16 protein-coding genes and 1 tRNA gene are annotated in these 18,361 nt (G+C 69.8%); 7 read left to right on the top strand and 10 right to left on the bottom strand.

Translation table 11 applies throughout. The features are described 5' to 3' along the window. Positions 1–603: 603 nt before the first annotated feature. Both ACIPQB_RS16980 and ACIPQB_RS16975 read right to left on the bottom strand, forming a co-directional pair. A tRNA-Ala gene (locus ACIPQB_RS16980) sits at positions 604–679 on the bottom strand. A 189-nt stretch (positions 680–868) separates the two neighbouring features. Then, a complete protein-coding gene (locus ACIPQB_RS16975) occupies positions 869–1,336 on the bottom strand; it encodes a TIGR02300 family protein (RefSeq protein WP_446486433.1) in 468 nt (155 codons plus the stop codon). Positions 1,337–1,451: 115 nt separating this feature from the next. Between ACIPQB_RS16975 and aroA the strand changes: the two genes are divergently transcribed. The 5 genes from aroA (at position 1,452) to mscL (ending at position 6,466) form a co-directional block, all read left to right on the top strand. Further along, positions 1,452–2,774 carry a 3-phosphoshikimate 1-carboxyvinyltransferase gene (gene aroA / locus ACIPQB_RS16970; protein ID WP_446486432.1) on the top strand — a complete coding sequence of 441 codons (1,323 nt, stop codon included), beginning with the start codon at positions 1,452–1,454 and terminating at the stop codon, positions 2,772–2,774. A gap of 149 nt (positions 2,775–2,923) precedes the next feature. Beyond that, complete coding sequence (gene cmk, locus ACIPQB_RS16965; protein ID WP_446486431.1) at positions 2,924–3,574, top strand: (d)CMP kinase; 651 nt, start codon at positions 2,924–2,926, stop codon at positions 3,572–3,574. Between the two features lie 131 nt (positions 3,575–3,705). Continuing rightward, positions 3,706–5,418: a 30S ribosomal protein S1 gene (rpsA, locus tag ACIPQB_RS16960; protein WP_446486430.1), complete on the top strand. Its 1,713-nt coding sequence runs from the start codon at positions 3,706–3,708 to the stop codon at positions 5,416–5,418. A gap of 265 nt (positions 5,419–5,683) precedes the next feature. Continuing rightward, entirely contained in the window at positions 5,684–5,968 is a 285-nt protein-coding gene (locus ACIPQB_RS16955; protein ID WP_446486429.1) for an integration host factor subunit beta, read from the top strand. Between the two features lie 84 nt (positions 5,969–6,052). Continuing rightward, the gene (mscL, locus tag ACIPQB_RS16950; protein WP_446486428.1) at positions 6,053–6,466 is read left to right on the top strand and encodes a large-conductance mechanosensitive channel protein MscL; all 414 of its coding nucleotides are present in this window, start codon (positions 6,053–6,055) and stop codon (positions 6,464–6,466) included. Between the two features lie 6 nt (positions 6,467–6,472). Here mscL and ACIPQB_RS16945 read toward each other — a convergent pair whose 3' ends face one another. From ACIPQB_RS16945 to acs, 6 genes are all read right to left on the bottom strand, one after another. After that, positions 6,473–7,279, bottom strand: a complete 807-nt coding sequence (locus ACIPQB_RS16945) for an LOG family protein (RefSeq protein WP_446486427.1) — start codon at positions 7,277–7,279, stop codon at positions 6,473–6,475. A gap of 2 nt (positions 7,280–7,281) precedes the next feature. Then, entirely contained in the window at positions 7,282–10,131 is a 2,850-nt protein-coding gene (locus ACIPQB_RS16940) for a M16 family metallopeptidase (protein WP_446486426.1), read from the bottom strand. A 71-nt stretch (positions 10,132–10,202) separates the two neighbouring features. After that, positions 10,203–11,873, bottom strand: a complete 1,671-nt coding sequence (locus tag ACIPQB_RS16935; protein ID WP_446486425.1) for a DUF4166 domain-containing protein — start codon at positions 11,871–11,873, stop codon at positions 10,203–10,205. Next, the gene (locus ACIPQB_RS16930) at positions 11,873–12,286 is read right to left on the bottom strand and encodes a thiol-disulfide oxidoreductase DCC family protein (protein ID WP_446486424.1); all 414 of its coding nucleotides are present in this window, start codon (positions 12,284–12,286) and stop codon (positions 11,873–11,875) included. Before ACIPQB_RS16930 ends, ACIPQB_RS16935 begins: the two co-directional genes overlap by 1 nt. Beyond that, the gene (locus ACIPQB_RS16925; protein ID WP_446486423.1) at positions 12,283–12,867 is read right to left on the bottom strand and encodes an SRPBCC family protein; all 585 of its coding nucleotides are present in this window, start codon (positions 12,865–12,867) and stop codon (positions 12,283–12,285) included. Before ACIPQB_RS16925 ends, ACIPQB_RS16930 begins: the two co-directional genes overlap by 4 nt. A 35-nt stretch (positions 12,868–12,902) precedes the next feature. Continuing rightward, positions 12,903–14,861 (bottom strand): acetate--CoA ligase, encoded by a 1,959-nt coding sequence (acs, locus tag ACIPQB_RS16920; protein WP_446486422.1) that lies wholly within the window; start codon positions 14,859–14,861, stop codon positions 12,903–12,905. 169 nt (positions 14,862–15,030) lie between these two features. On the opposite strand from acs, the gene ACIPQB_RS16915 reads away from it, so the two are divergent. Next, positions 15,031–15,780 carry a creatininase family protein gene (locus ACIPQB_RS16915; protein ID WP_446486421.1) on the top strand — a complete coding sequence of 250 codons (750 nt, stop codon included), beginning with the start codon at positions 15,031–15,033 and terminating at the stop codon, positions 15,778–15,780. Positions 15,781–15,954: 174 nt separating this feature from the next. On the opposite strand, the gene ACIPQB_RS16910 is transcribed toward ACIPQB_RS16915, so the two are convergent. Then, positions 15,955–16,737 carry a class I SAM-dependent methyltransferase gene (locus tag ACIPQB_RS16910; RefSeq protein ID WP_446486420.1) on the bottom strand — a complete coding sequence of 261 codons (783 nt, stop codon included), beginning with the start codon at positions 16,735–16,737 and terminating at the stop codon, positions 15,955–15,957. A gap of 229 nt (positions 16,738–16,966) precedes the next feature. Further along, on the bottom strand, positions 16,967–17,311 hold the full coding sequence (locus ACIPQB_RS16905; RefSeq protein ID WP_446486419.1) for a hypothetical protein: 345 nt from the start codon (positions 17,309–17,311) through the stop codon (positions 16,967–16,969). Here ACIPQB_RS16905 and ACIPQB_RS16900 point away from each other — a divergent pair. Continuing rightward, positions 17,279–18,343 carry a S41 family peptidase gene (locus ACIPQB_RS16900; protein WP_446486418.1) on the top strand — a complete coding sequence of 355 codons (1,065 nt, stop codon included), beginning with the start codon at positions 17,279–17,281 and terminating at the stop codon, positions 18,341–18,343. The two genes, ACIPQB_RS16905 and ACIPQB_RS16900, sit on opposite strands and share 33 nt — an antisense overlap. The last annotated feature ends 18 nt before the right edge of the window (positions 18,344–18,361 follow it).

Below are 18,361 nucleotides of genomic sequence, written 5' to 3'. Positions count from 1 at the left end.
CGTCCGGACCGCGCGGGCGATTTCAGCCCGCGCCTGTGGCGTTCGTCTTTCGGCTCCGCGGGGGTGTTCCCGCCGTCCGACCGGAAGACTGAAGGTCCATCCGGATCCTCCCGCCTCCCGCGCCGGCCCGACAGGCCTCGCGCAACCGGCCGACGGACGCTTCCCGCTCGACCGCCCCCGCCGCCCGTCAGGTCGCCAGCTGGACGGCCTCCCCTGCGGTGGGACGAGGAGCATTATGGCGGCGGTCTCAGAGGGTGCGGAGCAAATCGGGTCGAAAAAGTTTAAGCCATTGATTCAGCCGGGCTTTGACTCGGACTCTCCGAGGATAACTTCCTTCTCCCCTTGCGGGAGAAGGTGGCCTCGCGGAGCGAGGTCGGATGAGGGGTCGATGACCGGCGCCGCTGCGATAGGCGGAACGGCCGGGTGCGGCATCCCACAGCCTCCCGCCAAAAACCGCGAGAACTGTTACCCATCCAACCGGGCTGGTCTGTCACCTCTCTAACCGGGCAGGACACGCCGACACCTTCTCCTGCAAGGGAAGAAGGGAAGCGGGGGTGGGGCCAGACATGGAAACGGCCGCTCCCTTTAGGGAAGCGGCCGTTTTGGTGGAGCTAAGCGGAGTCGAACCGCTGACCTCTTGAATGCCATTCAAGCGCTCTACCAGCTGAGCTATAGCCCCAAGGTTCAGGGTTTTCCGCGGCGGGAAATCCAAGAATTCCTGAGTGTCTCCGGCGGTTCCCAGTGGGTGGCCCCCGAAGAGGCGCGGAACCTATGCCGGGAGGATTTTTGGATCAACCCTCCCGGCGAACTTTTTTCGGATATTTTTCGAGACCCCCGTTCGGGCAAAATCGTCTCGAAAACTTCCGGTCTAGCGGTCGTCGTCGTCCGCGCCCGGCAGGCCCTCGATTTCGTCGTCGAGGACGTCGTCCTCGTCTTCGTCCTCGAGGAACGGCACGTCGTCGGCTTCCTCGGCCAGGTCCTCGTCCTCGGCGAAGTCGACGCCCAGGTCGTCGCCGCCGGGAGCGGGGGCGGCGGCCGGATCGGTGTCGTCATCGTCGGTCTCGACAACGTCGGCCTCGGCCGCCTCGTCGATCTCGGGAGTTTCGTCGACCTCGTCCTCGTAGCCGTCCGGCTCCTTGGGGGCGACGGGCTTTTCGTCCTCGGCGTCGTAGTCCGGCGTGACGGCGCGGGCGCGGACGCGGCGCGACTTCAGCGCCTCTTCCGGGTCGAACGACTCGCCGCACTTGGGGCAGACGGCCGGGCGGCGGCCCAGGTCATAGAATTTCGATTGGCAGTTGGGGCAAATTTGTTTTGCGCCCAATTCGGGATTGGCCAAGTTGGCGACCCTTTGATCCAGATGGGAAAAGCGGCCGGTCACTTGCCATGACGAGGGGCCGCTGTCAAAAGCAATCCCCTCGCGAAAAGCACATGAGACGGAGGCCGGTGACGGCATGGCGGCGGCTGGACTGAAGAGCACGCCCGGCGGGGCCTTGCGGGGAACCGTCCGGGCCCCCGGCGACAAGTCGATTTCGCACCGCTCGATGATCCTCGGCGCCCTGGCCTCGGGGACCACCACGGTCGAGGGCCTGCTGGAGGGCGCCGACGTGCTGGCGACCGCCCAGGCCATGCGGTCGTTCGGGGCGCGGGTCGAGCAGGAGGGCCCCGGCCGCTGGCGGATCGAAGGCCAGGGCGGCTTCGTCGAACCCGCCGACATCGTCGACTGCGGCAACGCCGGCACCGGCGTGCGGCTGATCATGGGGGCGGCGGCGGGCTTTGCGCTGTGCGCCACCTTCACCGGCGACAGCTCGCTGCGCAGCCGGCCGATGGGCCGGGTGCTGGACCCGCTGGCCCGGATGGGCGTCACCTGGCTGGGCCGCGACAAGGGCCGCCTGCCGCTGACCCTGAAGGGCGGCAACCTGCGCGGCCTGTCCTACAGACTGCCGATGGCCTCGGCCCAGGTGAAGTCGGCCGTGCTGCTGGCCGGCCTGCACGCCGAGGGCGGGGTCGAGGTGATCGAGCCCGAGGCCACCCGCGACCACACCGAACGCATGCTGCGGGCCTTCGGAGCCGAGGTGATCGTCGAGGATAAAGCCGGCGTGCGGCATATCCGCCTGCCGGCCGGCCAGAAGCTGACCGGGACCCATGTGGCGGTGCCGGGCGACCCGTCGTCGGCGGCCTTCCCGCTGGTGGCCGGCCTGATCGTTCCCGGCTCGGAAGTCACGGTCGAGGGGGTGATGCTCAACGCGCTGCGCACCGGTCTGTTCACGACGCTGCAGGAGATGGGCGCGGACCTGGTGATCGCCAATGTCCGCGATAGCAGTGGCGAGCAGGTCGGCGACATCACCGCCCGTCATTCGCCGAACATGAAGGGCGTGGTCGTGCCGCCCGAGCGGGCCCCGTCGATGATCGACGAATATCCGATCCTGGCGATCGCCGCCGCCTTCGCCGCCGGCGAGACGGTGATGCGCGGGGTCGGCGAGATGCGGGTCAAGGAAAGCGACCGCATCGCCCTGACCGCCGCCGGCCTGGAGGCCTGCGGCGTCGACGTCGAGGAGGAGCCCGAGGGCTTCATCGTCCGCGGCACCGGCCAGCCGCCGCGCGGCGGGGCCCTGGTCGAGACCCACGGCGACCACCGCATCGCCATGAGCCACCTGATCCTCGGCCTGGCGGCCCAGGCCCCGGTCAAGATCGACGAGCCGGGTATGATCGCGACCAGCTTCCCCGGCTTCGCCGAGATGATGCGCGGCCTGGGCGGGACGATCGCGGAAGCCTAGGGCGACCATTATCCCCACCGCCGTCTTCCCGGCGAAGGCCGGGACCCAGATTCATCCTGGGCGGCTCGTGGGTTTCACCTGGGCCCCGGCCTTCGCCGGGGAGACGGAGTTTCCTGTACTGGATACGGGAACATGGACGGAGCCGCCGCATGGCCTTCATCATCGCCGTCGACGGCCCCGCCGCCTCGGGCAAGGGCACGGTCGCCTCGCGCTTGGCCGCCCTCTACGGCTATCCGATGCTCGACACCGGCCTGCTCTATCGCGCCGTCGGTGTGCGGTTGCTGGAGGCCGGTGGCGACCTCGACGACGCAACCGCCGCCGAGGCTGCGGCGCGCGGCCTCGACCTGGCCGAGCTGGAGAAGGCGCAGGTGCGCACCCGGGCGGCCGGCGAGGCCGCCAGCCGGGTGGCGGTGCATCCGGGCGTGCGCGCGGCGCTGTTCGACCTGCAGCGCGGCTTCACCCTGCGCGAGCCGGGCAGCGTCATCGACGGCCGCGACATCGGCACGGTCATCGCCCCCGAGGCGCCGGCCAAGCTGTTCGTCACCGCCCGGCCGGAAGTCCGCGCCGACCGCCGCTGGAAACAGCTGCTGGGCCAGGGCGAAACCGTGGCCTATGACGAGATCCTGGCCGATATCAGGAAGCGCGACGAACGCGACGGCGGCCGGGCCAGCGCGCCCATGACCCAGGCCCCCGACGCGGTCTTGCTAGACACCTCGGAAATGACTATACAGCAGGCCTTCGATGCGGCCCGCCGCATTGTCGAGACGGCGCGCGCCCGGTCGGGAGACCTCCCGGGCTAATCCACCGCCCGCCTCGCCGTCGCCCTGGAAGCGCGGACCGCAAAAACCCCTATCACCCCGGAATCCCGAGAACCGTCATCCTGGCGGTCGCTCACCGCAGGGCTTCCCTCAACACGAGACTAAACATCAGCATGGCTGACGATATGAGCTTCAACCCGACGCGCGACGATTTCGAAGCGCTGCTGAACGATTCCATGGGCGGCCGCGACTTCGCGGAAGGCACCGTCGTCAAGGGCATCGTTGTCGGGCTCGAGAAGGACTTCGCGATCATCGACGTCGGTCTGAAGACCGAAGGCCGCGTGCCGCAGAAGGAATTCGGCGTCGACGAGACCGGCAAGGCGACCATCAAGGTCGGCGACTCGGTCGAAGTCTTCCTGGAACGTCTGGAAAACGCCCTCGGCGAAGCGGTGATCAGCCGCGAAAAGGCCAAGCGCGAAGAAGCCTGGACCCGCCTGGAAGGCGTCTACGCCAAGAACGAGCCGGTGATGGGCGCCATCGTCGGCCGCGTCAAGGGCGGCTTCACCGTCGACCTCGGCGGCGCCTCGGCCTTCCTGCCCGGCAGCCAAGTCGACATCCGCCCGGTGCGCGACGTCGGCCCGCTGATGGGCAAGGAACAGCCCTTCGCCATCCTGAAGATGGACCGTCCGCGCGGCAACATCGTCGTCTCGCGTCGCGCCATCCTGGAAGAAGCCCGCGCCGAGCAGCGCACCGAACTGGTGTCGCAGCTGCAAGAGGGCGAGATCCGCGAAGGCGTGGTCAAGAACATCACCGACTACGGCGCGTTCGTGGACCTGGGCGGCATCGACGGCCTGCTGCACGTCACCGACATGAGCTGGAAGCGCGTCAACCACCCGTCGCAAGTGCTGGCGGTCGGCGACACGGTGAAGGTCCAGATCGTCAAGATCAACCCGGACACCCAGCGCATCAGCCTGGGCATGAAGCAGCTGCAGAGCGATCCCTGGGACGGCGTCGAAGCCAAGTACCCGGTCGGCGCCAAGTTCACCGGCCGCATCACCAACATCACCGACTACGGCGCGTTCGTCGAGCTGGAAGCCGGCGTTGAAGGCCTGGTTCACGTGTCGGAAATGTCCTGGACCAAGAAGAACGTCCACCCCGGCAAGATCGTCTCGACCTCGCAGGAAGTCGACGTGGTCGTGCTGGACGTCGATCCGTCCAAGCGCCGCGTGTCGCTGGGCCTCAAGCAGGCCCTGGCCAATCCGTGGGATTCCTTCCTGGAAACCCATCCGATCGGCTCGACCGTCGAAGGCGAAGTCAAGAACGCGACCGAATTCGGTCTGTTCATCGGCCTCGACAACGACATCGACGGCATGGTCCACCTGTCGGACATCGACTGGAGCGCGTCTGGCGAAGAAGCCATGGCCCGCTACAAGAAGGGCGACATCGTCAAGGCCAAGGTGCTGGACGTCGACGTCGAGAAGGAACGCATCTCGCTGGGCATCAAGCAGCTGGGCGGCGATCCGATGTCGGGCGACACCTATCGCAAGAACCAGACGGTGACCGTCACCGTGACCGAAGTCACCACCGGCGGCATCGAAGTCCGCTTCGGCGAGGACGACGCCCCGATGACCGCCTTCATCCGCAAGTCGGACCTGTCGCGCGATCGCCAGGAACAGCGCCCCGAGCGCTTCGCCGTGGGTGACCGCGTCGACGCTCAGATCACCAACATCGACAAGGCGGCTCGCCGCGTCTCGATGTCGATCAAGTCGCTGGAAATGGCCGAAGAGAAGGAAGCCATCGAGCAGTTCGGCTCGTCGGACTCCGGCGCTTCGCTGGGCGACATCCTCGGCGCGGCCCTGCGCGAGCGGGCCACGACCAAGGAATAGTCTTCGCCTCATCGCGAAAACGAGACGACGGCGGCCGGAGCAATCCGGCCGCCGTTTGCTTTTGGGCCCGGCGCCCAGGAGAGCGACAAGCGGCTGCGCAAGGCGGCGTCAGAGGCCAGGGTCGTCAGGGCGCCGACGGGGGCGCCATCGCCAAAGGGCCCGTAACCACAACCTTTTCCTTGAAGACTCAGGCCGGCTTGGGCAAAGGTCGCACGCGCGCCAGGCCCTTCTTCCCCAGGGCTCCTGAGGGGCGCCGGGGATATCGATGATCAAGTCCGAACTCATCGCCAGGCTCGCGAACGAGAATCCGCACCTCACCCAGAAGGACGTCGAGCGCGTGGTCGGCGTCATTCTTGAGCGCATGATCGGCGCGCTCGAGGAGGGCGGCCGAGTGGAGCTGCGCGGCTTTGGCGCCTTGTCCGTCCGCTCGCGCCCGGCTCGGGCCGGCCGCAATCCGCGCACCGGCGAGACCGTCGACGTGCGCGCCAAGCACGTGCCGTTCTTCAAGAGCGGCAAGGAACTGCGCAGCCGCCTGAACGCCGACGAATAGCCGCGCCCGCCCTTGACCGGGCGGGGCGAACGCCTTCAGCTGCCGCCGTCAGCGTCGGCGGAGACCCCCCGTGAGCGTCGTCCCATGAGCATCGTCAAGGAATTCCGCGAGTTCATCGCCCGCGGCAACGTCATCGACCTGGCGGTCGGCGTCATCATCGGCGCGGCCTTCAACGGCATCGTCAAGAGCCTGGTCGACCAGGTGATCATGCCGCCGATCGGCCTGCTGACCGGCGGGCTCGACTTCTCCAAGCTGGAATGGGTGCTCAAGCCCGAGGATCCGGCCACCGCCGCGGTCGAGAAGGTGGCCGTCCAGTACGGCGCCTTCATCAACACCGTGATCCAGTTCGTGATCGTGGCCCTGGTGGTGTTCCTGCTGGTCAAGCTGGTCAACCAGATCCGCCGCGCCGACGCCGACGAGCCGGCCCCGGCCGCCCCGACGCCGGAAGAAAAGCTGCTGACCGAGATCCGCGACCTGCTGGCCAGGCCGAAGGGCTGAGCCGCCTCACTCCTCCGGAATCTGGTCGCTTTCCAGCTCGATATTCTCCCCGGGCTTCAACCCGCAGGCCAGCAGGGTCGACCACACGGTCTCGGCGCTTTCGGCGAAGCGGAACAGCTCCAGGTCGGCGGGATTGATCATGCCGTGCTCGGCCAGGGCGTCGAAGTTCACCACCGCCCGCCAATAGGCCTCGTCGAACAGCACGATGGGAATGCGCGGGGCCTTGTCGGTCTGGCGCAGGGTCAGGAGCTCGAACAGCTCGTCGAAGGTGCCGAAGCCGCCGGGGAACACCACCAGGGCGTTGGCCCGCATCGCCAGGTGCATCTTGCGCATGGCGAAATAGTGGAAGCGGAACGACAGGGCCGGGGTGGCGTAGGGATTGGGCTGCTGCTCGTGCGGCAGGGTGACGTTGAAGCCCACCGACGGGGCCCCGGCGTCCCAGGCCCCGCGATTGGCCGCCTCCATCACCCCCGGACCGCCGCCGGTGGCGATGACGTTGTCGCGCACGCCGTCGACGCCGTTCAGCGCCCCGCCGCGCTCAGAGGCCAGGCGCCCGAACCGCCGCGCTTCGGCATACCAGTGCGGCTGGCGCCCGGGGCCGTCCTCGCGGACCCGGGCGCTGCCGAACACCACGAGGGTCGAGCGCACGCCCCAGGCCCGCAGCGCCTCGTCGGCCTTGGCGAACTCCAGCAGGAACCGCACGCCGCGCATCGATTCGCCGAGCAGGAAGTCCTGGTCCAGCGCCGCCAGTCGGTAGGAGGGCGAGGCCAGCTGCGCCGCGCTGGCGGGGTCGGCCCGACGCTCCTCGGCCATCGCTACCTGGCCTTTCGCAGGGTCGGGCTGTCGAGGTCGAGCTGGTCGACCGGGATCTCCACGGCGTTGGGCAGCACGGCCTTGACGGTGTCGCCGAAGCTCTTGGCGTCGCCGACCACGATGACGCTGGCCTGGGCCGGGTCGAGTACCGTGCGCGAGAAGTCCTGGACCTCGGCGGCGGTGACCGCCTCGACCTTGCCGGTATAGGCCTGGACCTCGTTCAGCGGCACGCCGTAGACGGCCAGGCCGCCGAGGATGTCGGCCAGGCCCTCGGAGGTGCCCAGCTCGCGGCCATAGCCGCCGATCAGCACCGACTTGCGGGCCGCCAGCTCGCCGGCCGAGGCCGGGGCCTGGCCCAGCTTGGCCAGTTCCTCCTTGATCAGGGTCACCACCTGGGCGGCGGACTCGTTCTTGGTCTGGACGCTGGCCGAGAAGCCGCCGACCGCGGCGCGCGGCGTCAGGCTGGAATTGGCCCCGTAGGACAGCCCGCGCTTGATGCGGATCTCCTGGTTCAGCCGGGCCGAATAGCCGCCGCCCAGCACGCCGTTGGCCACCAGGCCGGCATAGTAGCGCGGGTCGGCGCGGACGATCGACGGCTTGGCCGCCACTACCGCCGCCTGGCCGGTGCCCGGCAGGTCGATGATCACGTTCTTCGGCGTATAGCTCGACGGACCCTTGGCCGGCGGCGGCGGCGGCGTCGCCGGCTTCTTCCAGCCGCCATAGGCCTTCTCGGCCAGGGCGAAGCCCTGCTGGGGCGTCAGGTCGCCGGTCAGCACCAGGATGGCGTTGTCGGGACGCCAGTAGGCGGCATGGGTCTTGGCCAGGGCGTCGCGGCTGATCTTGGGCAGCGAGCCGGGGGTGCCGCTGCTGACATGGCCATAGGCGGAGTTCGCGTAGATCACGGTCGGCGTGGTGAAGCCGGCGACGCCGCCGGGCCGCTGGAAGCTGACCGACAGGCTATCCAGGGCCTCGGTGCGCACCCGCTCCAGCTCCTCGGCCTTGAAGGTCGGGTTCTGGGCGACGTCGGCCATGATCGCCAGGCCCTGGGCGGCCTTGTCGGCGATGACGCTGAGGGTCAGGGACGAGGACTCCCAGCCGGAGCTGGCCTCCAGATTGGCGCCCAGGGCCTCGGTGGCGGCGGCCACCTGGGTGGCGCTGCGGGTCTTGGTGCCCTCGGTCAGCAGTTCGGCGGTCAGGCTGGAGACCCCGGCCAGGCCGGCCGGGTCGGCGCTGGCCCCGCCCTTGACGGTCAGGTCGGCGGTGACCAGCGGCAGGTCGCTGGACTTGGCGACGATCACCCGCAGGCCGTTGGCCAGGGTCTTCTCGACCGGCGAGGGCAGGACCGGCGACACCGGCTGGCCGGGCGGCGGCGGGGCGACCCGCTCGCCCTCGGGGGCCAGGGTGGTGACCGGGCCGTCATAGCGCACCGACGGGGTCGGCTTGGGGCCCTCGAACGGGTCCTTGGCCCCGGCCGGCTTGGCCGATTCCGGCAGGTAGCGGACCACCGTGCGGCGGTCGTCGGCCAGGTACTTCCTGGCCACCCGCTGGACGTCGGCGGCGGTCACCGCCTGGAGAGCGGCCAGGTCGGTATTGGCGCGGGCGGCGTCGCCCTCGGTGCGCAGGGCGTAGCCGATGGCGAAGGCGCGGCCGTCGATGGTCTCGCGGCCGCGCACGGCGTCGGCCAGCAGGCCGGCCTTGGCCTCAGCCAGTTCGGCCGCGGTCGGCGGGGCGTCGCGCAGGCGGGCGACCTGGGCGGTCAGGGCGGCCTCGCCCTGCTCGACGGTCTTGCCGCCGGCCATCACCGCCCCGACATAGAACAGGCCCGGCTGGGCGTTGTTGGGGGCGGCCGAGAAGATCTGCTGGGCGATCTTCTGGTCGTAGACCAGGCTGTCATAGAGCCGCGACGACTTGCCGGCCGAAAGGATGGCGTCCAGCACCGACAGGGCCGGGGTGTCGGGATCGGCGGCGCTGGGGGCCAGCCAGGTAATGGCCAGGGCCGGCAGCGGCACGTTGGGGCCGTAGGTGGTGACGGTCCGGGGCGCGGTGCGCGGCGGCTCGACCACCGTGACCTGCCTGATCGGCGCGGCGGGGGTCTTCAGCGGCGCGAAATACTGGTCGATCCAGGCGTTCAGCTGCGCCTCGTCGAAATTGCCGACCACGATCAGGGCGGCGTTGTCGGGGCGGTAATAGGCGGCGTGGAAGGCGCGCACGTCGTCGACGGTGGCCGCGTCCAGCTCCTCGATCGAACCGATGCCGGGGCGCTTGTAGGGGTGGGTCGTGAACGAGGCCTTGGTGATGTTGAGGCCGAAGAACCGGCCGTAGGGGTCGGCCAGCACCCGCTGGCGCAGCTCTTCCTTGACCACGTCGCGCTCGGACTTGAACACCGCGTCGTCGATGACCAGCGAGCCCAGCCGCTCGCTCTCGGCCCACAGCAGGCGCTGCAGGTGGTTGGCGGGCACGACCTCGTAATAGTTGGTGAAGTCGTCATAGGTGGAGGCGTTGTTGAAGCCGCCGACGTCCTCGGTCAGGCGGTCGAGCATCTCGTTGGGCATGTCGCGGGTCGACTTGAACATCAGGTGCTCGAACAGGTGCGCAAAGCCCGAGCGGCCCTCGGGGTCGTCCTTGCTGCCCACGCCGTACCAGACCTGCACCGTCACATTGGGGGTCGAGGCGTCGCGGGCGCTGTAGACCTTCAGCCCGTTGGCCAGGGTGCGCTCCTTGTAGACGATCGGCGGCACGGCCACGCCGCCGGCCGGGGCGGCGGGCTTGGCCTGGGCCAGGGCCAGCGATGACAGGGCGGTGGTCGAAAGGGCCAGCGCCACGAGGGCGGCCTTGGCGACGGGACGGATCATGCGGCGAGGCTCCGAAAGCTTGAGGGCGCGACCCTAGCACCCGGGCGGGAGGCGCCAAGATTACCGTCTTGTCATGAAAGCCGGCCGGCATAGCCGAAGATCACCCCCAGCCACGGATGGGCGACCAGGACGCGGAAGCGGTAGAGGCCTTTTCCTTCGGCGTCGTCTCGGGCGAAGGTCCGGGCCCGCACTTGAGGGCCCCAGGCGCGGGGCAGGGGCAGGGGACCCAGCCGCCAGCCGTCGAAGATCCAGGAGAAGCCGCCGGCATAGGGCGCGACGGTGAAGCGATAGGTCAGCGGCCCGGCGGTCTCTTCAAAGGCCCAGGGGTCGTCCCGGGCCGGGCCGATCATTGAGCCGAAGCTGCGGTCGCCGAACCGGCGGATCCAGCGCTCGCCGACGACGGTGGGGGCGAGGGTCACCGTGGTGGCGTGGACGCCGGCCGGCGGCAGGCCCTGCAGGCGGCGGACCAGGGCGGCCAGGCCCAGCGCGCCGCGGGCTCGGGCCTGGCCGGTCAGGGTGACGGCCTCCACGCCGGCGTGGGCCCGGCGAACGGCGGGCGGCAGGGTGTCCCAGCCCTCGCCCAGCAGGCGGGGGAACAGGCCGGGAAGGTCGGGTCGCTGGCGCTCCAGCCGGGTGCGGGTCGGCAGGCCGCGCAGTTCGTGCAGGATGTCCTCCAGGTCCAGCAGGCCGACGCAGGGCGTGGCGCGGGGCGGGCCCGGCAGGCGGTCGTCGAGCAGGGCGCGCAGGACCGCCGCCGCCGGGGCGGCCGGGGTGTGCGGACCGGCTCCGGCCTCGGCCCACAGGCTCCAGCGGGCCAGGCGCGGGGCGCCGTCGGCGTCGATCCCCTCGGCGCAGACGACCATGCCGCCGCGGTCCGAGCCCAGCGGCGCGACCAGGCCCGCCGCCGCGGCCAGCAGCACGGCCAGCGGCTCCAGGGTCCGCACCAGCCGGGCGCGGCGCAGCAGGCTCAGCGCCCACAGGCCCAGGTGCAGGACCGACAGCTCCAGCCCGGCCTGGAAGGTCGCCGCGCGGCGGACGTGGAAGCGGGCCGGCAGCAGGTCGAGGTCGGGGGTCTCGGCCAGGCCGGTCCAGCGACGGCCGAGACCCGGGAAGGCCAGGCGGCGCGGCCGGCTCCAGCCCGGCGCGGTGGTCCAATGGCCATCGGCGAACAGCCGCACCGGCCCGCCGGCCCAGGCCAGGATGGCCCGCACCACCGACAGGCCGCGCGGGGCCCGCGCGCCGGGCGAGATCGCCGCCTCGATCCGGTCGATGCGGGTCCAGCCCCGGGTCATCACGTCGAGGGCGGCGTGGCTGAGGGCCGGGGTCGAGCTGGCGCCGGCGATCGCCCAGCGGCCGGCCCGGCGGGCCGCTGCGTCCAGCGCCGCCTCGAAGCCGCCGACGAAGTCGCGGGCGTCGGCCAGGTCGAGATAGTGGGCCCGGGCCGCCAGGACGGCGTGGGGAAAGGCGTGGTCCTGGCCCTGGAACGGCCCGGCGGCGTCGACCACCGCCCAGGGGGCGAGGGCGGCGAGGCCTGTGGGATCGGTCCGGTCGAGGCGGGCGACCTCGATCCGCGCCGCCGGCGTGGTCCTGGCCAGCTCCGCCGCCAGCGCCTCCAGCCGCGTCAGGTCGCGGGCCGCCAGCACCAGGGTCGCGTCCGGCCAGCGGGCGATCATCGCCGCCAGCCTCTGGCCGAACACCCCGCTGGCCCCGACCAGGACGATGCGTTTTCGCTCGGGGCTCATCAGGTCGGCGGCTCCAGCCGGAAGCGGGCGCGCTGGGCGGGGGTCGGCAGCATGCAGGTCGCGCGCTTGCCCAGCAGCCGGTAGCGGTTGGCGGCCAGCCCGTCATAGGCCCGGTCCAGCCACGAGCGCGGCAGCACGCCGATGACCGCCAACCACGACCAGGGCGGGCCCAGGCGCCGCAGCAGGGCGACGATGGCCGCGCTCTTCTCCAGGGCCCGGCCGTCGTCGAGGAACAGGAAGCTGGTCGGCTGGTCCGGATCGATCCCATGCGCCAGGGCCAGTTGGCGGCCATAGGCGGACTGGATGGGGGTGAAGCGGATCAGGCCCTTGCGGTCGAGGACCAGCACCGCCCGCACCGAGCCCGAGCACAGGTTGCACACCCCGTCGAACAGCCAAAGCGGTTCGTCGCTCATCGCGCCGCGGCCAGGCTTTCGCGGCGCAGGGCCCGCAGGGCGTTGGGCACGTCGCGGCGCATGGTCATGGTCGCCAGGCCGTCGGGCAGGCCGAACGGCGCCTTGGCCCGGTTCTCATAGGTGACCCGGGTGGCGCGGCCGCCGTCCAGCGGCTCCAACAGCCACTGGCCTTCGCACTCGCTGATGTCGCCGCCCTCGCAGCGGAAGGCGATCCGCCGGTACGGATCGAGCGTCAGGCGCGAGGTCGAATGCAGGGCCGGCATCAGGAAGCCCCACCGGATCACATGCTCGCGCAGCTCGACCCGGCCCGTGGGGTCGCGCTCCAGCACCGTGCAGCGCTTGACGCTGGGGGTCATCCGCGCCGCTCGCTCGCAGTCGAGGATGGTGGCCCAGACCGTCTGCGGCGGGGCGGCGATGTCGATCATCGCCCGCACCGCGCCGCCGCGGCCGCCGGGCTCGGCGTGGACTTCCAGGGCCACCCCGCCGCTCTCGATCCGGCGCAGCCCGTCCGAACCGGGCGGCTCCACCTGCGCAGGACCGGCCAGCATCACCAGCGCAACGACGAGAGCGGGCCCAAGCATGGCTTGAGGCTAACCGGTTTTCGTCGCCGAGGGCATCATCCGTTGGCGCGATTCTTCACCAGGTCGTCGACCACGGCCGGATCGGCCAGGGTCGAGGTATCGCCCAGGCTGCCAAGCTCGTTCTCGGCGATCTTGCGCAGGATGCGGCGCATGATCTTGCCCGAGCGGGTCTTGGGCAGGCCCGGGGCCCATTGCAGCAGGTCGGGCGCGGCGAACGGGCCGATCTCCCGGCGCACCCACAGGATCAGGTCCTTGCGCAGTTGGTCGGTCGGCTCGATCCCCGCCTTCAGCGTCACATAGGCGTAGACGCCCTGGCCCTTGATGTCGTGCGGATAGCCGACCACGGCGGCCTCGGCCACGGTGTCGTGGGCGACCAGGGCGCTCTCGATCTCGGCCGTGCCCAGCCGGTGGCCCGAGACGTTGATGACGTCGTCGACCCGGCCGGTGATCCAGTAATAGCCGTCGGCGTCGCGCCGGCAGCCGTCGCCGGTGAAGTACTTGCCGGGATAGGTCGAGAAATAGGTCTCGAAGAACCGGCCGTGGTCGCCATAGACGGTGCGCATCTGGCCCGGCCAGCTGTCGGTGATCACCAGGTTGCCCTCGGTGGCGCCGTCCAGAACCTGGCCCTCGGCGTCGACCAGCTGCAGCTTGACGCCGGGCAGGGGCTTGGTGGCCGAGCCCGGCTTCAGGGCGGTGGCGCCCGGCAGGGGCGAGACCAGAATCCCGCCGGTCTCGGTCTGCCACCAGGTGTCGACGATCGGCAGGCGGTCCTTGCCGACCACCCGGTGGTACCACAGCCAGGCTTCGGGATTGATCGGCTCGCCGACGCTGCCCAGCAGCCGCAGGGACGACAGGTCGCTCTGGGCGACATAGTCGTCGCCCTCGCGCATCAGGGCCCGCAGGGCAGTGGGGGCGGTATAGAAGATCTCGACCTGGTGCTTGTCGACCACCTGCCAGAACCGGGCCGGGGTCGGATAGTTGGGCACGCCCTCGAAGATCAGGCTGGTCCCGCCATTGGCCAGCGGGCCGTAGACCACATAGCTGTGGCCGGTCACCCAGCCGACGTCGGCGGTGCACCAGAACACCTCGCCCTTCTTGCCTGGAGAAGAGGGTCGGTAGTCGAACACCGCCTCGTGGGTCCAGCTGGCCCAGGCCAGGTAGCCGCCGGTGGTGTGCAGCACGCCCTTGGGCTTGCCGGTCGAGCCGGAGGTGTAGAGGATGAACAGCGGGTCCTCGGCGTTCATCGGCTCGGGGTCGCAGGTCGCCGGCACGTTGTCCTTGACGTCGTCCCAGACGATGTCGCGGGCGGGGACCAGGGGCACGTCCGCGCCGGTCCAGCGGACCATCAGCACCTTGCCGACCCACGGGCACTGCTCCAGCGCCTTGTCGATATTGGCCTTCAGCGGCACCCGCTTGCCGCCGCGGCGGCCCTCGTCGGCGGTGATCACGAAGTGCGAGGCGCAGTCCTGGATGCGGCCGGCGATGGCGTCGGGCGAGAAGCCGCCGAACACCACCGAATGGACCGCCCCGATCCGGGCGCAGGCCAGCATCGCCACCGCCGCGATCGGGATCATCGGCAAGTAGATCGTCACCCGGTCGCCCTTGCTGACCCCCTGGGCCTTGAGGACATTGGCCATCCGGCAGACCTGCGCGTGCAGCTCGCCATAGGTGACCTTGAACGAGACGTCCGGCTCGTCGCCCTCGAAGATCAGGGCGACCTCGTCCCGGCGCTGCGGCAGGTGGCGGTCCAGGCAGTTGACGCTGACATTGAGCGTGCCGTCGGCGTACCAGCGGATGCGGAAGTCGTCCTTGGCGAACGACACGTCCTTGATCTGGGTCGGCGGGGTGATCCAGTCCAGCCGCGCGGCCAGGTCGCGCCAGTAGCCTTCCGGATCGGTCTCGACCCGGGCCACGGCGGCCTCATAGCCGGCGGCGTCGATATGCGCCTCGCGCGCCCAGTGGTCGGGAACCGGAAACACCTGACCTTCGCTCACGCCGTCAACTCCCTTGGCCTTGTTGCGGCGGAGTTATGCGCGGCGGGGCGGCGGACGCAAGCAGACCATTGGGGAAAAACAGAAGCGCGGGGCGGGCCCGGCCAAAAGTCGTCGGCCTGTCGGCCGGAAAGGCGTAAAGCGCAGGGGGTGCCTATGCGGAGTTCCGACCATGCTGCTCGCCCTGTCGACCTGGCCCGAGATCGAGGCCTTCCTTGAGACCTCCAGGACGGTGGTGGTGCCGATCGGCTCCAACGAGCAGCATGGGCCCACCGGCCTGCTGGGCACCGACTGGCTGTGCCCGGAGATCATCTCCCACGAGGCCAGCAAGCTGTCGGCGACCGTGCTCGTGGCCCCGACCTTCAATATCGGCATGGCCCAGCACCACCTGGCCTTTCCGGGCACGATCTTCCTGCGGCCCTCGACCTTCATCGCCGCGATCGGCGACTGGGTGCGGTCGCTCAGCGCCCACGGCTTCGAGAAGATCTATTTCCTCAACGGCCACGGCGGCAATGTCGCCTCGATCGAGGCGGCCTTCTCCGAGATCTACGCCGAGTACAGCTTCCGCAAGGAACGCGCGCCGTTCGCCCTGCGGCTGAAGAACTGGTGGGACCTCAAGGGCGTGCTGCGCCTGGCGGGCCAGCAGTTCCCGGCCGGCCACGGCAGCCACGCCACGCCCTCGGAGATCGCCGTCACCCAATGGGCCTATCCCGGCAGCATCAAGACCGCCGACTACGCGCCGAAGATCGCTCCCACCGGCCCGATCCGCGAGGCCCTCGACTTCCGCGCCCGCTACGCCGACGGCCGCATGGGCTCGGACCCGGCCCAGGCCACGCCGGAAAAGGGCGGCGAGTTGGTCGCCCTGGCGGCGCGGTCTCTGATCGACGACCTGGCGGCGTTCACGGCGGAGGAGCGGGTTTAGAACCCGACGAGACCAGATAGAAACGCCCATCCTCTTCCGTCTCCCCGGCGACGGCCGGGGCCCAGATCGTAGGGCTGGGTGTTTCGGATAAACCTCCAATGCGACGGCTGAATCTGGACCCCGGCCTTCGCCGGGGAGACGGGATGAAGATGATTCAGCCTTCGATCATCGCCCCTACCGCGGGATCTCCGCGATCTTGGTCAGCGCCACCTGGCGATAGACCGCGGTGATCGCGAAATAGCGGCCGAAGGCGGCGTGGAACTGGTCGACCGCCTGCTTGACGCCGGGGCCGCCGATCTCGCTGATGTCGTGCCAGTAGTCGTCCATCACCATCATGCCGCCGGTGGTCAGCAGGCTGGCGCAGAAGCACAGGTCGATCAGTACGGCCAGGGCGGTGTGGCTGCCGTCGACATAGATCAGGTCGAACTGCTCGCCGGCCGCCAGCATCCGCGGCAGCTCGTAGGTCGAAAAGCCCTTGCGGGCCGACATCGACCGGAACGAGGTCTTGGCCATGTTGCGGTGAAAGCGCGGCTCGACCGCGTGGTACTTCTCTTCCGGGTTCAGGGCCTCGTCGAACCAGGGATCGATCACCGTCACGTCGAGCCGGCCGGGGAACAGCCAGTCCATGAAGGCCAGGTTGCGGCCCTCATAGGCCCCGATCTCGAGGTAGCGGAACGGCGCGTCGCCGCGCTTGCCGGCGAAGTCGCGCAGCAGCGGGGTGACGAACGGGATATTGTTGGAGGCCCAGCCGGAGGTGAACTCGTAGCCGACCTGCTCGCTGTGGGCGTTGAAGGCCTCGACCACCGCATGGTCGCGCTTGGCCAGCATGGTGCGGGCCAGGTCGGGCGCGAAGCGCGGATTGACCTTGGCGAACGAGCGCAGCTTGGCGCCCAGGCCGCGCGCGTCCTGCGCGTCGGTCAGGGCGGCGTCGAAATTCGCATTGGATCCGTCGGCCATGGCGCCGGTCTCTCCCCTTGTGGCGGGGACAACCTAGGCGAAAGGCGTTAAGGCCAGGTTCTATAGCGCGCCCAAAACTCCGCTCACCCCAATTTACACTCGTCATTCCCGCCCTTGTGGCGGAAGCCCCTCTGTCCGCCGCAAGGGCAGGGTGTGGCGCGCCGGCGCGCCAAAGCGCTTCACCGTCGGCTGAACCAGGGGATATCCGTTCCTTGCGAGCACTTCTTGCTTACGCCGAATTCACTAGGCCGGCGGCGCGGCGTGATGCTCCCTTGCGCAAAATCGGGACCCCGTCGCCATGCCGCACCGCCTTCACCTTGGCCTGAGCAGCCTTGTCGTCGCTTTGAGCCTGACCGTCGCCGTACAGGCCGCGCCGGCCGGCGAGGTCCAACCTCGGGTCGTAGCCGACAATGTGGCCAAGGCCATCGGCGACACCTATTTCGATGCCGCCAAGGGCCAGAAAATCGCCGACGGCTTGCGCGCGGCGGCGCGCCGCGGCGAATTCGACGCTGAAACCGATCCCCGCGATCTCGCCACGACCTTGAGCGACCGCCTCCGCCCCCTTGATCACCATTTCGCTGTCGAGTTCTCGCCGCCGGCCGCCGCCGCGCCCTCGCCGGGGCTCGCGCCGGCGACGCCCCCCTTAAACGTCGATCCGGAACGGCGCGCGGCCTACGGCGTCCGCAAGGTCGAGGTTCTGGGCGGCAATCTGGGCTATATCGACCTGCGCATGTTCGCCGACTTCGCGTTCGGCAAACCCGATCAACCGGCGCGCCAGGCCATCGAGGCGGCCCTTCGCCTGGTGTCGACGACCGACGCCGTGATTATCGATCTGCGCAACAATGGCGGCGGATCGCCTGCCATGGTCGGCTACCTCACCAGCGCCTTCACGCCGCGGGGCGCGGATATCTACAATACCTTCCATTCGCGCCAAGGAACGGAAAGCGAAGCGCCCGCCGACTGGTACGCCGAACCGCGGCTGACCACCCCGCTCTACATCCTGATCAGCTCCCGCACCGGTTCGGCCGCCGAGGCTTTCGCCTATACGCTAAAGAACGCCGGCCGAGCCGTGATCGTCGGCCAGACCAGCGCCGGGGCGGCCAATCCTGGCGGAATGGTCCCGGTCGGCGGCGGCTTCGCGGTCTTCGTCTCGAACGGCGCGCCGACCAGCCCGATCACCCATACCAACTGGGAAGGCGTGGGCGTCCAGCCCGATGTCGTCGTCCCCGCCGGTAAGGCGCTGGACGCCGCCCGCGACCTGGCCCTGGAAGCGGTTCTCAAGACCGATCCCAGCGACACCGGGGCGCGCTGGGCGCTTGAGGCTCTACGGGCGGAGGCTGCTCCGCCGGCGGGCAAGCCGCTGAGCGACTATGTCGGTGCTTACGGCGCTCTGACGGTCGGCCAGGCGGACGGCAAGCTGTTCCTGCAGCGCGGCGATCGCCCTCGGTCGGTCCTGTTCCTTGTGAGCGGCGACACCTTCACCGTGGCGGGTGAGCCGGATCGCCGGGTGGTGTTCGAACGCGATGCAGGCGGCGCGGTGAGGGCCATGGAAGCGATATATGCCGATGGAGACGGCGCCCGGTTTAAACGCGACGGCAATCCCTAGGCGTCCGTGCGGGGTCAA

This window comes from Caulobacter sp. LARHSG274 (genome assembly GCF_052871235.1).
The sequence above is the reverse complement of the archived record's forward strand: the minus strand, read 5'-3'. Positions and strand labels throughout refer to the sequence as shown.